General features: G+C 38.2%; 14 protein-coding genes. 8 read left to right on the plus strand and 6 right to left on the minus strand.

Going from position 1 to position 14568, the window contains the following annotated elements:
- The first annotated feature begins 5 nt into the window (after window positions 1–5).
- The 3 genes from yaaA (at window position 6) to BN8061_RS07800 (ending at window position 4358) form a co-directional block, all read left to right on the plus strand.
- The gene (gene yaaA / locus BN8061_RS07790; protein WP_068598162.1) at window positions 6–764 is read left to right on the plus strand and encodes a peroxide stress protein YaaA; all 759 of its coding nucleotides are present in this window, start codon (window positions 6–8) and stop codon (window positions 762–764) included.
- Between the two features lie 9 nt (window positions 765–773).
- Window positions 774–1670 (plus strand): hypothetical protein, encoded by an 897-nt coding sequence (locus BN8061_RS07795; protein WP_068598164.1) that lies wholly within the window; start codon window positions 774–776, stop codon window positions 1668–1670.
- A gap of 87 nt (window positions 1671–1757) precedes the next feature.
- On the plus strand, window positions 1758–4358 hold the full coding sequence (locus tag BN8061_RS07800; RefSeq protein WP_068598167.1) for a BamA/TamA family outer membrane protein: 2601 nt from the start codon (window positions 1758–1760) through the stop codon (window positions 4356–4358).
- Window positions 4359–4412: 54 nt separating this feature from the next.
- On the opposite strand, the gene BN8061_RS07805 is transcribed toward BN8061_RS07800, so the two are convergent.
- Window positions 4413–6542 (minus strand): Tex family protein, encoded by a 2130-nt coding sequence (locus tag BN8061_RS07805; protein WP_068598169.1) that lies wholly within the window; start codon window positions 6540–6542, stop codon window positions 4413–4415.
- Between the two features lie 261 nt (window positions 6543–6803).
- Here BN8061_RS07805 and BN8061_RS07810 point away from each other — a divergent pair, with 261 nt between their 5' ends.
- Window positions 6804–7235, plus strand: coding sequence for an acyl-CoA thioesterase (locus BN8061_RS07810; RefSeq protein ID WP_068598172.1), 432 nt, complete (start codon window positions 6804–6806; stop codon window positions 7233–7235).
- Window positions 7236–8468: an RsmB/NOP family class I SAM-dependent RNA methyltransferase gene (locus BN8061_RS07815; protein WP_394330299.1), complete on the plus strand. Its 1233-nt coding sequence runs from the start codon at window positions 7236–7238 to the stop codon at window positions 8466–8468.
- 23 nt (window positions 8469–8491) lie between these two features.
- Here the strand turns inward: BN8061_RS07815 and BN8061_RS07820 are convergent, their stop codons facing one another.
- From BN8061_RS07820 to rlmH, 4 genes are read right to left on the minus strand one after another with little or no spacing between them, the layout of a single operon-like run.
- Entirely contained in the window at window positions 8492–9409 is a 918-nt protein-coding gene (locus BN8061_RS07820) for a ribonuclease Z (RefSeq protein WP_068598174.1), read from the minus strand.
- A gap of 6 nt (window positions 9410–9415) precedes the next feature.
- Window positions 9416–9982, minus strand: a complete 567-nt coding sequence (rdgB, locus tag BN8061_RS07825) for an RdgB/HAM1 family non-canonical purine NTP pyrophosphatase (RefSeq protein WP_068598177.1) — start codon at window positions 9980–9982, stop codon at window positions 9416–9418.
- Entirely contained in the window at window positions 9973–10794 is an 822-nt protein-coding gene (locus BN8061_RS07830) for a CPBP family intramembrane glutamic endopeptidase (RefSeq protein ID WP_068598179.1), read from the minus strand. Before BN8061_RS07830 ends, rdgB begins: the two co-directional genes overlap by 10 nt.
- Window positions 10787–11260, minus strand: a complete 474-nt coding sequence (gene rlmH / locus BN8061_RS07835) for a 23S rRNA (pseudouridine(1915)-N(3))-methyltransferase RlmH (protein ID WP_068598181.1) — start codon at window positions 11258–11260, stop codon at window positions 10787–10789. The genes BN8061_RS07830 and rlmH overlap by 8 nt, the downstream gene beginning before the upstream one ends.
- A gap of 35 nt (window positions 11261–11295) precedes the next feature.
- Here rlmH and BN8061_RS07840 point away from each other — a divergent pair, with 35 nt between their 5' ends.
- A complete protein-coding gene (locus BN8061_RS07840; RefSeq protein ID WP_068598182.1) occupies window positions 11296–12273 on the plus strand; it encodes a YihY/virulence factor BrkB family protein in 978 nt (325 codons plus the stop codon).
- On the opposite strand, the gene BN8061_RS07845 is transcribed toward BN8061_RS07840, so the two are convergent.
- A complete protein-coding gene (locus BN8061_RS07845; RefSeq protein ID WP_068598183.1) occupies window positions 12263–13129 on the minus strand; it encodes an ion transporter in 867 nt (288 codons plus the stop codon). The two genes, BN8061_RS07840 and BN8061_RS07845, sit on opposite strands and share 11 nt — an antisense overlap.
- A gap of 45 nt (window positions 13130–13174) precedes the next feature.
- Between BN8061_RS07845 and BN8061_RS07850 the strand changes: the two genes are divergently transcribed.
- Complete coding sequence (locus tag BN8061_RS07850) at window positions 13175–14065, plus strand: TIGR01777 family oxidoreductase (RefSeq protein ID WP_068598186.1); 891 nt, start codon at window positions 13175–13177, stop codon at window positions 14063–14065.
- A gap of 361 nt (window positions 14066–14426) precedes the next feature.
- Entirely contained in the window at window positions 14427–14564 is a 138-nt protein-coding gene (locus BN8061_RS11905) for a hypothetical protein (RefSeq protein ID WP_154662293.1), read from the plus strand.
- Window positions 14565–14568 lie beyond the last annotated feature (4 nt).

Genomic DNA, 14568 nt, shown 5'->3' on the forward strand with positions numbered 1-14568 from the left:
TTTGAATGAAATTATTTATTTCTCCAGCAAAATTGATGGATTTGAAACATGAAACCAGCTGGAATAAAAATACAAAACCTCAATTTTTAGAGATTTCTAATCAAATTATGGATGTCTTAAAAGACTTCAAACCCAACGATTTGAAGAGTTTGATGAAAGTTTCGTCTGAAATCGCCGAACTCAATGTTGAACGAAATATGCATTGGAACGACCACCCGAAAGCAAAAGATAGTTTGAATGCTATTTTGGCTTTCAAAGGCGAGGTGTATCGCGGAATTGCAGCCGAAGAATTGTCGGACCAAGCGAAAGAATACCTCAATGCCAATTTGTTTATTCTATCGGGTTTGTATGGTATTTTGCGTCCGTCAGATCGCATCATGCCGTATCGTTTAGAAATGGGGACTAAACTTGCCGTGCAACATCATAAAAATCTTTATGAATTGTGGAAAGAAAATCTCACCGAATACATCAATTCGAAAACCAAAAAAAATGAGATTTTACTCAATTTGGCGAGTAACGAATACATCAAATCAATTGATCGTAAACTGTTGAAAGGTAAATTGATAGAGGTCGATTTTTTGGATTACAAAAACGGAGATTTGAAAAAGATTATGATGTATTTCAAACATGCGCGGGGTGAGATGGCACGTTGGATTGCCGAAAACAACATTCAAACCTTAGAAGAACTGCAATCATTCGACGGGATGGGGTATCGATACGACTCTCAAATGTCTGACGAGCAGAAACTTACCTTTACACGATAAGCAACAGCTATGAAAAATCGAAAAAATCAACTATCTGTTTTCAAAACGCGTAGCATTCCTTTATTGACCACTTTTCTGATTTCATCCTGTGCCACTTATTCCGTACAAAAAGGAAAAGATGCGACAACAATCGTCCAACCACAAAATCGAGGCTTAATTCAATCGTTTTATCTGTTTGGCGATACCGAAAAATTAGAATCAAATGCAGAGCGAGTGGCAAGCGTTGAGAAAATTCTTGCGCAACATCCTGCGCAAGCATCAGTAATTTGGTTGGGAAACAATGCGGATGTTTCGTTACTAAGCAAGCTAAAAAAAACGTCTGAAATTCCATTTTACATCACCAATGGTGATAAGGAATGGCAAGAAGGATTAGAAAATTTACAACAAATTACCCAGCAATATCAGCAGACAAAGCTTCATGTTTTATCGTCGAATTATTGCGGAATAGAGCCTATTGAGCTCAACGAAAACTTGGTTTTATTGTCGATCGATAGCCAATGGTTTTTAGAGGGTTGGGAAAAGAATCCGAATGCCAATGCCGATTGCCCAATACAGACTCGAGAATTGTTTTTCAAAGAGTTCGAAAACCAGTTGAATGTCTATGAAAACCGAACCGTTTTGTTGGTTATGCATCATCCGATTTTATCTAATGGTAAATTTGGTGGGCAATTCTCGCTCAAAGATCAACTCTTTCCTTTCGAACCGCCGGTGCCGTTGCCTGTAATTGGTTCTGCATTAAATTTGGTGCGAGCAACTTCGGGCATCAGCAACCAAGATTTAAACAATCATTTTTACCGAGATTTGCGTCAGCGTTTTTCAACTTTGCTTGCCAATAGAGAGAATGTTGTGGTGGTTTCGTCTCACGAGAATAGCTTACAATATGTACAGCAAAATGGCGTGAAATAAATCATAAGCGGATCCCTCAACAAGCATAAAGAAGCAAAGGCGAGTGGGCGACACGTTTTTTCTTTTGGTGGGAATGGTTTTGCGAAGTTGAACGTTTTTGCAGACGGAAGTTCTGATGTCGAGTTTTATCGTATCGATGATTTAGACACGCCCATACATCGCCAACAAATCACACCTAAACGAAAAGAATATTTAGCCAAAGTTTACGATCAGTCCATTCCGAAAGCGCATTCATCCTCAATTTACGAAAAAGATAAAACCGAGAAATCGAAAACTTACCGGAGTTTTTTTGGTGAGCATTATCGGGCAATTTATGGTGAAAATGTGAAGGCGAATACGCTCGATTTAGAAAAACACCAACTTTCTACAATTAGCGAAAAAGAAGATTTACAATTCAACAGTTTGAAATTGAAGAACCTTGCTGGAGAAGAATTTTCGATGATTCCGGTAAAAAAGAATCCCACGCAATTGATTCAGAAATTGGCGTATAAGAACGATTATGTTGCTCAGGAGTTCGAGAACACGTTTACGCAAAAATTTTTGCAAGATTTTCAAACCACGCAACATCCATTTTATCCCTTGTCAATTTCAGAATTTACAAAGGACAAAAAAATCAATCAGCTCGCCTCCAACTTGTTCTACATTCCAAAACAAGAGGCGCTCAAAGAATACAACGACGACTTTGGAGACGAGCTCTACCTCGTGCAACAATTGCCCAAATCATCAGACCGCAACCATTCTTACCTCACCACAGAAGAAATGCTGGCAGCGATTGTACAATCGAAACACCATCGGGTCGATCGAGCGCAATATATACGCCTGCGGTTGCTCGATATGTTGGTTGGCGATTGGAATAGGAACGAATCGCAATGGTTGTGGCAAGTAAAAGTTGAAGGGCAGGATACCATTTATACGCCATACAGTGCTACTCGCGAATTTGCCTTTCCGAAGTACGATGGAGCATTTTTTTGGTTTTTGATGAAATTGATTCCTTTCCGGCACATGGAAAGTTATAGCGAATCAATCAGTAATATAAAATGGTTCAATAAAATAGCCTATCCATTAGACTTGGCGATTTTAGAAAATTCGACCGAAGAAGAATGGACAACTCAGGCTGAATATTTACAGCAAGAGTTCAATCGGACTGATTTCGAAAAAGCTTTTGATATTCTTCCCAATCAAAACAAATCGGATGATGCCACGATTATCGACAATCTGATGAAGCGCAAAGCCGAATTGGTAACCTACGCAAAAAATTATCACCAAGTACTCGATGAGTTGGTAATCTTGAAAGGAAGCAATCTTGCCGAACGATTTACGATCGATCGCTATTCGAATGGGAAAACCAAAATTGTGATAGCCGATCGTGCGACCAATGAAATGCTTTACGAGGGAGATTTTGATCACAAAAAAACAAAAGAAATTCGCCTGTACGGATTGAATGGTGATGATGAATTTATAGAACAAGGCGAAGCGAAAAATCGTATTCTTGTGCGTGTAATTGGTGGATTGGGACAAGATGGATATCAGATTTCGAATTACCATAAATTGAAGTTGTACGAAAATTTAGACAACAAAGGGATAGGCGATCAATACAAATATGATGATTATGAGCTCAATACCTACGATTATAAAAATCCGAAATACAATACCCTTGCAACCTTGCCAAATGTAGGTTATAACCCAGACGATGGAGTAAAATTGGGAATCATCACCAATTATACCATAAACGGATTCGATCGTAAACCATTCTCTCGTCGTCATCAATTACAGTTCAATTATTTCTTTGCTACAGACGCGATAGAAGCCAAATACAAAGGCACCTTCGTAAAACTGATTGGGAAATGGAATGTTGATCTCAATGCAGCCTATACCAGTCCTACATTCAGCCGTAATTATTTTGGGATGGGTAATGAAACGCAAAACCATCAAAAAGATTTGGGAATGGATTTCAACAGGGTGCGATTGCAACAAATTTCATTTGGACCGTCTTTTTATCGAATTTTCAAGAATGAAGGACGATTAGATTTGTTTGCCAATTACAATCATCATCAAATCGAGCATAATTTAGATCGTATTGTAGCCTCAGATCCATCGGTTAATCCTGCTGTTTTCGATGGTCAGCAATTTGGCGAACTCGGAGCGAGTTATTTGTTCAGAAATTACGACAATCAATCGTTGCCGACCCTGGGCATGACTGTCTATTTGTTGGCAAAATGGGTCAATAATTTAGAAGATTTTGATCGCAATCATCAATACACCGAAGCCAACATAGGTTTTACTCATAAGTTAACCCACAACGGGCGACTTACGATTGCTTCCATGGTAAAAGGTAAAGCGCTATTTGGCGACGATTATGAGTTTTTTCAGGCAACGTACTTGGGTGGCGATCAGGATATGAGAGGATACCGATTGGGAAGATTTTCTGGTGAGAAAGCCTTTTTGCACACCACCGATTTGCGTCTCAACTTGGTTCGACTCAGAACTTTTGTGCCTTTGCGTCTTGGCGTTTTTGCAGGATATGATTATGGAAGAATCTGGATGAAAAACGAAAACTCAGAGCAATGGCATCACTCGATGGGAGGCGGAATTTGGATAAACGGAGCCAAAACCATTACCGGAACGCTTTCTTATTTCAAAGGAGAAGAGCCAGGACGTGTGGTTTTCGGACTGAATTTTGGGTTTTAAGTTTGCTCATCAATAATCGAAAAAGGCTGACACTCATTCCGTCAGCCTTTTTTATTAATCAATCAAACTGAGTTGAAACTTTCTGTTTGCCAAATCTATTCCGATCACCGTCGCCATTACTTCTTGGTTGAGGTGAACTTTGGTGCTGATGTCGGTGATGAATTCTTCTGCAATTTTAGAAACATGAATCAACCCATTTTCTTTGATGCCAATATTCACGAAACAACCAAAATTGGTAATATTCTGAATAATTCCAGGAATTTTAGCGCCGATTTTCAGGTCTTCTAATTTGGTTATCGTCGGATCAAAAGAAAAAACTTTAGACGCTTTGCGCGGATCCAATCCGGGTTTCTCGAGTTCTTTAATCAAATCGTTCAAATACAATTCGCCAATCTCATCGGTTTTATACTTTTCCAACTTTATTTTTTGCAGGTTTTCTACATTTCCAATGAGATCTTCCGGTTTTAACCCCAAGTCTTTCGCCATTTTCTGAACAATTGCATAACTTTCTGGATGCACCGCCGAATTGTCTAAAATTTCTTCGCCATCTATAATCCGTAAAAAAGCCGATGATTGCTCGAATGCTTTCTGACCAAATCGAGGAACTTTTAATAAGGCTTTCCGATTTCTGAAAGGACCATTCGCCGTTCGGTATTCGATGATGTTTTGAGCCAATTTTTCTCCGATTCCGGCAGTATATCGAAGCAAATAAGGGCTTGCCGTGTTCAAATTTACCCCAACTTTGTTTACACAAAACTCTACCACATGATCCAATTTGTTTTTGAGTAAGGTCTGATTGACATCGTGTTGATATTGCCCTACGCCAATAGATTTTGGATCTATTTTGACCAGTTCTGCTAGCGGATCTGCCAATCGTCTGCCAATAGAAACAGCGCCGCGTACCGTGAAATCTTTGTCTGGGAACTCTTCTCGTGCAATACTCGAGGCAGAATAAACCGATGCTCCAGATTCGTTCACCACAAAAACATGCACGGGTTTATCGAATCGCATTTGTTGGATGAACTGTTCGGTTTCTCGCGATGCTGTGCCGTTGCCAATTGCAATAGCCTCGATTTGATAGGCGTTGATGAGCGATCTTATTTTTTTGGATGCATTTGCTTTTTCGTTTCGAGGTTGGTGCGGATAAATGTTTTCGTTGTGCAACAATTGTCCGTTTTCGTCGAGGCAAACCACTTTACAACCCGATCGAAATCCAGGGTCGATCGCCAAAATTCTTTTTTCGCCCAAGGGTCTAGCCAGTAACAATTGTTCCAAATTTTTTGCAAAAACTTCGATCGACTGTTGGTCTGCTTTTTCTTTGGCTTGTTGCAAAATTTCTTGCGAAATAGAAGGTTCTAAATATTTTTTATAAGCTTCGGAGATACATTTTTGTAAAAAATCTACAAGCGTTGGCTCCGTGGTTTTTACGATTCGTTGCGCTATGATTTTCAAAGCTTCCTCTTTGTCAACCTTCAATTTGGTTTTCAAAATACCTTCGGATTCTCCTCTCAAAATTGCCAATAACCGATGAGCCGGAATTCTTTTTATTGCTTCAGCAAAATCAAAATAATTTTTAAACTTGGCTGCGTTTTCGTCTTCGCTTTTAGATTTTACCAATTTGCTTTCCAACATTCCCTGATGAAAAAAGAGTTTTCGCAATTGATTTCGTACGCCTTCATTTTCAGAAATCCATTCGCAAATGATGTGTTGAGTTCCTGTCAAAACCTCCTTACTGCTAGCCAATTTTTCATGGCAGTAATTTTTGGCAAGTTGTTCCAAATCGTGGATGTTTTGCTGTTTCATGATGATTTTCGCAAGCGGTTCCAAACCCAATTCTCGGGCTGTGGCAGCCAAGGTTTTCTTTTTACGCTTGTAGGGTAAATAGAGGTCTTCGAGTTTTTGCAAATCAAAGGTTTGCTCTATTGTGTCTTTCAGCTCGCTGCTCAAGGCGTTTTGCTGTTCGATGCTTTCCAGGATACTTTTTTTTCGAGCCAGTATTTTCTCATAAGCTTCTTGTTGTTTTTTTATTTCGAACAATTGTATTTCGTCTAGATTGGCGGTGCTGTCTTTACGGTAACGGGCGATAAAAGGGATTGTAGCGCCGTCTTGAAACAGTTCGAGGGCTTTTTCGATCGAATGTTCGGGAACGTTTAAGCATTGTTGAATATAAGCGACAATGGTCATACTGTTTTTATTTTATTTATAATTATAGATTGATTATAGTGTAGAATGTTCAAATTTATAAAATGGTTGTTGTGTATTGTTTTGAAATTTTAAAAAATAATTAAAAATATTTTAAATTATAAAAATTAATTGTATATTAGCACTAGGTAGTAGAGAGTTAGATTGGTTTTTTAATGTTAAAGTTTAAAAAGTAAATCTATCTGGGCCTTAGCAAAGCTAAGGCCCATTTTTTTATCTTTGTTTAGCAAAATTAATGTAAACATGGGTAGAATAAAAGTTGATCTGGCAAAGAATCCTATTTTTCAGACCGAAATTCCGGTTCGTATTACCGATCTCAACTATGGAAATCATTTAGCAAACGATCGTTTATTGGGTATTTTACACGAAGCGAGAATTCAATTTCTTGAGTCACTAGGTTATAGTGAAATGGATTTGGCTGGGGTAGGTGTGATTATGGCAGACGTGGCAATCGAGTACAAAGCTCAGGCATTCTATGGTGATCAATTGTGTATAAAAATCGGGGTGATGGACGTTTCGAGGGTTAGTTTCGATTTGACTTACGAAGTGAGTAAATCTCAAGAAACTGTTTTGGTTGCCAAAGCAAAGAGCGGAATTGTCACTTTTGACTATCATAATAATAAAGTGGTCGAAGTCCCAACAGCTTTTTTAGAAAGGCTTAGCGAAATTTCGTAGATGTTTTTACCTTTGCAGCGTATGAAAATTTTACCATTTAGAAATCTTTTTGTCGGAATTGTCGACACTTTAAATCAAATCTTTTTCGAAGGCAAATATGCAGACCGAGAGGTAGAAAAAACCTTGAAATCGAATAGATCTTGGGGAGCAAGAGATCGCGCATTCATAGCCGAAACCGTTTACGATCTAGTGCGTTGGAAGCGTTTGGTAGAAGGAGCCATGAGCAGACCTTTGTCGCCCGATACCCTTTGGGAATTTGTAGGAACTTGGTTCGCCATGAATCTTGCCGAAGAGCAGCACCTTCCGCAATGGGAAGAATTTCGCCAAATCTATCCTAAAGAAATTTTGAAGCGTTTACACAATTCGTCAAGCAATCCGGCTGTGGCACAATCGTTTCCAGATTGGCTCTATGCTTTGGGTGAGAAAGAATTGGGGCAACAATGGTTGCAAGAAGTAGAAGCGCTCAACCAACAAGCGCCAACCATCATACGCGTGAATACGTTGAAAATCGATCGAAAGTCTTTGCAAAAATTATTGAAAGAACGCAGAATTAAAACCAAAATTTTATCCAAATTTCCTTACGCCTTAGCACTGGAAGAAAAAACCAATATTTTCCGTACCGATGAATTCCAGAACGGATTGTTCGAAGTGCAAGACGTTGGTTCGCAATTGATTGCTCCTTTTTTGCGCGTAGAGCCTGGTATGCGAGTGGTAGATGCCTGTGCCGGAGCAGGAGGTAAAACCTTGCATTTGGCTGCACTTATGCAAAACAAAGGACAGATTATTGCGATGGATTTGTACGAATGGAAGTTGAAAGAACTCAAAAAAAGAGCCCGACGAAATGATGTACAAAATGTGCAAACCAAAGTCATCGAGTCTAAAACTATAAAACGTCTAGATAGCACGGTCGATCGTCTGTTGATCGATGCACCTTGTAGTGGTTTGGGCGTATTAAAGCGAAATCCAGATACCAAATGGAAGTTGCAACCCGAATTTTTGGATAATATTCGTGCCGAACAAGCCAAAATTCTCAACGACTATTCTCGAATGCTGAAAAAAGGCGGTCTGATGGTTTATGCAACTTGTTCTATTCTGCCTTCGGAAAATCAGGAACAAGTCGAAAAATTTTTGGCAAATCATCCCAATTTTACACTTATTCAAGAAAAACAATATTTTCCGTCGCAATATGGGTATGATGGATTTTATATGGCGCTGATGGAAAGAGTAGAATAAAAAATGATGAAACCCTTTCAGGTTTATTTCAGTTTGATTTTCATTAGATTCTGAGGCAAAATTGTATGCTCGAAAACCGTTTTAGCTTCGTCCAACAAAACCCTGTAGTCTGAATAGCGATTCGAGAAATGACCCAAAATGAGTTGTTTTGCATTGGCTTCTTTTGCAATTTGTGCAGCTTCTAAGGAGGTCGAATGCCCAGTGAAATCGGCGAGTTCTTTCAGTTCGTGTAGAAAGGTACTTTCGTGGTACAACAAATCTACATTTTTTATAATGGGAATAATGTCGGGTTTGTACCGGGTGTCTGAGCAATAGGCATAGCTGAAGCTTCGAGCTCCGTCAAATGTGAGATATTCGTTTGGAATCACTTTGCCAGAAGACAAGACAAAATCCTTCCCTTTCTTTAGATTATGGTAATCACAAATTTCAATTTCAGGAAATTCGTTGATAGCATCGGTATTCAAGCGTCTCAATTTTTCTTTTTCTACAAACAAATAGCCGTTGGTGTAAATGCGATGATCGAGCGGTATGGTGCTCACTCTTACTTTGTCGTCTTCGAAAATAATCTGGGATTGATTACCTTCTAGTTCGTTAAAAATAATGGGGTAACCATGATAAGCTCCAGACAGTCGCAGTTGAACTTCTATGAATTCTTTTATTCCTTTCGGACCATGTATCGTAACGGGTGTTTTTCTACCCAAAAGTTGCAAAGAAGATAAAAATCCTATCAAACCAAAAACATGATCACCATGCAGATGCGATATGAAAATGGTGTTGATTTTATTGAATTTTGCTTTTGCTCTTCGCAATTGCACCTGTGTGCCCTCGCCGCAATCGATCAAGAAATAGCGTTCTTCGATATTGAGCAATTGGGCGCTCGGATGCGAGTTTGCCGTAGGTAAAGCAGAATTGAAACCTAATATGGTGAGTTCTAATGCCAAAATGAGTTAACTTAAAAATTCGATCAATTGTTGCGTTGCCAAATAGCGATGACTAATGTTGTTTTTTTCGTCTGCCGACATTTCGGCAAAGGTTTTATCGTAGCCTTCTGGTACAAAAATCGGGTCGTAGCCAAATCCGTCGGTTCCTCTAATTTCTTTGGTAATATTACCCCAAACTTTCCCTTCGAAAAAGTGAGCTTTGCCATCAAATATCAGACAAATCACTGTTATAAAATAAGCTTTTCTATGCTCTTCGTTTTCGAGTTTCTTCAGAACCTTGGCAATGTTGTCGAGACTGTTTCCTGTGCCAGCGTAGCGAGCCGAGAAAATTCCGGGTTCGCCGTTTAGCGCTTCTATGACCAAGCCAGAGTCGTCTGCAAAAACATTTCGGTTGATTTTTTCTGAAATCGATTTTGCTTTAATATAGGCATTTTCATCAAATGTTTTACCCGATTCCTCAATATCTTCATGGAAATCAATATCGGTCAGCGATTGGATGAGTACTCGACCTTTTAGCATTTGTTGTAATTCATCCACCTTGTGTTGATTATGCGTTGCAAAAATTAATTCCATTGTCGATTTGGTGTTTTTTTGTATAAATAATATCCGGCTGCCAAGCTCAAGACCAAACAAGCCATGATGAGACTAGTAGCAGAAGGATCGAAAATATTCTCTTCGATAGTTTGATATTTTAGCATCAGAACAAAAGAAATCGTATTGTTGATGGCGTGTAAAAGAATGCACAAGAGGAGCGATTGCGTTCTGTAATAGACGTAGCCAAACACAGCGCCCAAAATTCCGGCTCCGATAAATTGCCATGGATTGAGGTGAGCTGCACCAAAGATGAGTCCGCTAAGCACGATTGCAACCCAAGGATTGCTCCCGTTTTTCAACATGCCACGCAAGATAAAACCTCTGAAAATAATCTCTTCGAAGATGGGAGCTAAAATGCAAACGGTGAGAAATGCAGCGATTTTATAATCCATCATCATCCCGAAACTTTCGGTAAATTGTTGATACAAATCTTTCAGAAACGGGATGTCTGTCGGAATTTTACTGGTTGTAAATTCTGCAAATGGCAAGGCTAAAATATAGATGAGAAAACCTAACAAATAATTGCGAATGCTGGTCGGATGAAAAATCCAAGACTTAATTTCTTCTGTGCTAACTTTGAACCAAGCTTTCAACAATAAAATGCACGCCACTGTGCTGGCAAAAAAAGCCAAAGGAAGTAAAACATGATACAATGGCGCATAGAAAAAGCCTGGTAAAGCGACCAATCCTTGTACCAATTGTATGGTGAATGTAATTGCAAACCCTACCAAAATAGCATAGATGGGGGTGAATTGCAGCGAAGTTTTGTCGGATAGTTTCAAATTATTCATGGTGATATGGTTTGCCTTGTAAGATAGTGAATGCTCTATAAATTTGTTCGGTAAGAAACAATCTTACCATTTGGTGCGTGAATGTCATTTGCGACAGCGAGAGTTTTCGGTTGCAACGTTGGTACAACTTTTCGTCGAAACCATAAGGTCCTCCGATAACGAAAACCACATTTTTCAATCCTTGATTCATATACGATTGCAGGTCTTGTGCAAAAAGTTTAGAACTCGCTTGTTTGCCACGCTCATCTAGAAGAATTACAAAATCTGTGGGCGCAATTTTTTGTAAAATCAGTTCTGCTTCTTTCGCTTTTTGTTGATTTTCTAATAGGTTTTTGCGGTTTTTTGGATCAGGAATTTCGTGACGTTGATAATTGATGTAATTCGGAAAACGCCCTTCGTACTTCCTCAACAAGGTCTCGATAGGTTCTTCGTCTGTTTTTCCAATGCAAATCGTCGTGATATTCATAGAAATAATCTATACTTTAGCAAAAAAAATTGTGCTTGGTAAATTTAAAAGAAATATTACGAATATCCACATTTATCGATTGGACGAAGCGTATTCGTTTGGCAAAATTTTCGAATATCAGCGTGTATGATCTGCTCAAAGTATTTTGGATTCGCGTGATGAAGGGAAATTTTCCAGTACGTTCGAGTGCTATTTCGTGGACTTTATTTTTTAGTATTTTTCCCTTTATTCTCTTCCTTTTCACTCTCATGCCAAAAATTCCGCATTACGAGGAGTTGAAATTTCTACTGTTCGAGCAGTTTTTACCCCAAGTATTACCGCGATCTGTAAGTCAAGAAGTGATCAATTTCATCGGCGAGATTACTTCGAATCAAGAAAAACGCCGCGTAAATTGGTGGTTCATGATTATGACGATTTTTCTTTCGTCCAATGGCGTTCAAGGCATCATCAATGGTTTCAATGTGAGTTATCAAGATGTTTTCATCAAACGTAACAATAACACCCAACGTCTGATTTCTCTGGCGCTTACCATTTTGTTTTCGATATTTATCATTTTACAATTAACTCTATTGTATTACACGGGAGTGATTTGGAAGTATTTGGCACAAACCGATTTCTTTTTCGATTTGTCTAAAAGTTCGAGGCTGATCAATGTGCTCAGTGCCATTATCTTTTATTTCGCATCGATGTGTATGCTTTATCATTATGGCCCGAATTCCAAAAAATCGAGCTCAACTGTTGTTCCGGGTGCGGTGCTTGCGACGATTCTATTTTTAGCCACCTTGTTTCTGTTCAATATTTACCTCAAATATTTCAATAATGTTGATTTGCTTTACGGTTCTTTGGGATTGGTGATGTTGGTGATGTTTTTTATCTATGTAAACGTCTTGATCATGTTGGTTGGATATGAATTGAATATGTCGCTAACTTATGCCAAAGATTACGATAAAATGAGCCAAATGCAACGGAAAAATTTTATAGAAATTGAAAGTTTTCTCGATGCTAAGGATTGAGTAAATGTCCGCAAGTTTTACAATATCGTGCATTATCCAAATGATAATTGTCGTTGCAATATTGGCATACATCGGTGTTGGTAGGGATGTTGTCTTGTTTCGAAGCGTTTACCATTTCGCTAGAGATTATTCCGGCAGGCACCGCAATTATCCCATACCCCAATATCATAATGATCGAAGCTAAAAATCGTCCGAAACCCGTGACAGGAGCTATATCTCCAAATCCAACCGTCGTCATAGTCACAATAGCCCAATAAATGCTGATAGGTATACTGGTGAAGCCCGATTCTGGATGATCTTTTTCTACCATATACATGATGGCACCAATGACCACAACTACCAAGCAGATAAATGATAAAAACACAATGATGCGATCTTTACTTTGTTTCAGTCCAAGAATCAAAATGTTGCGATTTTTGGTGAGCCCCGAAAGATTGAAGATTCTAATAATGCGAAACAATCGTAAAATTCTAATGCTGGATAAGTATTTACTATTCGGAAAGAAAATGCCGAAATAGAATGGTAAAATAGAAAGCAAATCAACAATTCCATAAAAGCTAAAAACATATCGCCAAGGTTTTTGTAAACAGTAAATCCGCAAAAAATACTCTACAGTAAACAGCATGACAACAATCCATTCGGCAATTACCAAAAAATCATGATAGCGAGAGTTGAAAGAAGGCACAGACTCTAGCACAATAAGCGCTACACTGAATAAGATGACCAACAACAACGAGATGTCGAACAGTTTTCCGTACGGGGTGTTGGCTTCGAAGATGATATCGAAAATCTTCATTTTTAGTTTTCGTTTTTCATCTTTGTCTAATTTTTTCCATGGGAAAACCTTCGGATTCATAAATTTCTTTTCTTAAGTTATCGCTAAATTAGAAAAAAAAACAACATGAAGATTTTAGTTTCTGGTGGCACTGGATTTATTGGAAAATCATTGGTAGAAAAGCTACGCGCATTAGATCATCAAGTGAATGTCTTGCAACGAGATCAAGAAAGCGAACAATTTTTTTGGAACGCAAACAAAGGCTTTATCGACCCAACTGTTTTTCGAGGTGTAGAAGCCATAGTGCACCTTGCTGGAGCACCGATTACAAAACCTTGGACCAGCAATTACAAAAAGTTAATTTATGATAGCCGCATCAAAACTGCCGATTTGCTTTTTGCGTATGCTCAACAATATGCGCCAGAGCTCAAGACCTTTGTTTCGGCATCTGGTATTTCTATTTATGGTAATCAAATCACCAATCGAAGATTGCAAGAAGAAGACAAGGCAGGAACAGATTTTCTGAGTGAAATAACCGTAAATTGGGAAAAGGCAGCAGACCAATTTTCATCGCTCAAGGCGCGTGTGGTAAAAATTAGAACGCCACTGGTACTAAGTAATCGAGGAGGATCTTTCCCAAAAATGAGTTTTCCATTTCGTCTTGGCTTGGGAACTAATCTTGGGAATGGAAACAATTTTATTCCTTGGGTGCATTTAGAAGACCTTACCGCAATCTATGTCGCCGCGTTGTTCAACGATCGTTACCATGGTGCTATCAATGCCGTTGCCGATGAGCAAGTTACCCAAGCAGAAATTAATAAATTACTCGCAGAAACTTTGGACAAACCTTTTTTCTTGCCAAATATTCCGAAATGGATGGTCGAAAAATTCTTGGGCGAACGCAGTAGTTTGGTGTTGAATAGTGTTTTGGCAAACAATATGAAATTGAAAAAATTGGGGTATGAATTCGAGTATTCTAAACTGCAAGATGCTTTGAATCAGATTGTTGAAAAGTAAAAAAGGATTAAAATGAATTAATCCTTTTTCAGTTTTTCCTCTATTGTGTTAATTAAGAAGCCATACTAAATGCTTTAGCAATGATTTCTGAACGTAAAAGTATACATTTTTTTTGCATTTCCTAATATAAAATACAAAAAAATGTTAATTAACAGTAAATAAACTTGTTTTTAATAAAAATAGCCAGCCTTTTTTTCTATTTTAAAAAAAAATATTTGGAATATTTTATAGCATATTAACGTTGAGTTTACTAACCTTTTTGCAAATAAACTTATTTTTAGTCAACCAAGATTTTTCGTACACCACAAATCTTCAGAAGTGTGATGATAAACTTTTTAATTCTGAAAAAATTAATCAAAAAATGAAAACAATTCTATTGTTTTTTGTCTTTTTCTTTTCTACACTTCAAGCCCAAAATTATAATTTTCGCTGGGGAATTATTTCCGATCAAGAATTTACGTTGACTGAAGTAAATTTCGATCTCATGCTTCTGCCGTAATCTT

It is taken from the genome of Vaginella massiliensis, from assembly GCF_900089075.1.
In the GTDB taxonomy this organism is placed as follows: Bacteria; Bacteroidota; Bacteroidia; order Flavobacteriales; family Weeksellaceae; genus Weeksella; species Weeksella massiliensis_A.

Coding starts and splice junctions, on each gene's coding strand:
- BN8061_RS07805 (WP_068598169.1), bottom strand. CDS start 6,542: ATGACCATTGTCGCTTATATTCAACAATGCTTAAACGTTCCCGAACAT.
- BN8061_RS07845 (WP_068598183.1), bottom strand. CDS start 13,129: ATGAATCCGAAGGTTTTCCCATGGAAAAAATTAGACAAAGATGAAAAA.
- rdgB (WP_068598177.1), bottom strand. CDS start 9,982: ATGGAATTAATTTTTGCAACGCATAATCAACACAAGGTGGATGAATTA.
- BN8061_RS07810 (WP_068598172.1), top strand. CDS start 6,804: ATGGGTAGAATAAAAGTTGATCTGGCAAAGAATCCTATTTTTCAGACC.
- BN8061_RS07830 (WP_068598179.1), bottom strand. CDS start 10,794: ATGAATAATTTGAAACTATCCGACAAAACTTCGCTGCAATTCACCCCC.
- BN8061_RS07815 (WP_394330299.1), top strand. CDS start 7,236: ATGTTTTTACCTTTGCAGCGTATGAAAATTTTACCATTTAGAAATCTT.
- rlmH (WP_068598181.1), bottom strand. CDS start 11,260: ATGAATATCACGACGATTTGCATTGGAAAAACAGACGAAGAACCTATC.
- BN8061_RS11905 (WP_154662293.1), top strand. CDS start 14,427: ATGAAAACAATTCTATTGTTTTTTGTCTTTTTCTTTTCTACACTTCAA.
- yaaA (WP_068598162.1), top strand. CDS start 6: ATGAAATTATTTATTTCTCCAGCAAAATTGATGGATTTGAAACATGAA.
- BN8061_RS07850 (WP_068598186.1), top strand. CDS start 13,175: ATGAAGATTTTAGTTTCTGGTGGCACTGGATTTATTGGAAAATCATTG.
- BN8061_RS07795 (WP_068598164.1), top strand. CDS start 774: ATGAAAAATCGAAAAAATCAACTATCTGTTTTCAAAACGCGTAGCATT.